1 protein-coding gene is annotated in these 462 nt (G+C 65.4%); it reads left to right on the top strand.

Annotated features, from left to right (window positions below; genetic code table 11):
* On the top strand, positions 1–462 hold a 462-nt coding region (locus tag B3D39_RS10380; protein ID WP_286789664.1), incomplete at both ends, for a glycine--tRNA ligase subunit beta.

The raw sequence follows: 462 nt of genomic DNA, 5'->3' as shown, positions 1-462 counted from the left end.
TGGCCGAAATCGATGCGCTGGGGCGAGGGCTCGCTGCGCTGGGTGCGCCCGCTGCATTCGATCCTCGCGATCCTGACCGACGAGGCGGGCGCGACCGTCGTGCCGCTCGACGTGGACGGCATCAAGGCGGGCGACACCACGCGCGGTCACCGCTTCATGGCGCCCGATGTGCTTCAGGTCTCGGGCTATGAGAGCTACGCCAAGCAGTTGAAAGCCGCCAAGGTCATGCTCGACCCCAATGAGCGTGCCGAGGCGATCGACCACGATGCCGCGCAGATGGCCTTCGCCAAGGGCTGGGAAGTGGTGCCGGACAAGGGCCTTCTGGCCGAGGTCTCGGGCCTCGTCGAATGGCCCGTCACGCTGATGGGCGAGATCGACGGCGAATTCCTCGACCTGCCGCCCGAGGTGCTGCAGACCTCGATGAAAGAGCATCAGAAATTCTTCTCGGTGAAGAACCCCAAG

This window comes from Thioclava sp. UBA3469 (genome assembly GCF_002378135.1).
In the GTDB taxonomy this organism is placed as follows: Bacteria; Pseudomonadota; Alphaproteobacteria; order Rhodobacterales; family Rhodobacteraceae; genus Thioclava; species Thioclava sediminum.
This window is presented reverse-complemented; position numbering and strand designations above follow the sequence as displayed.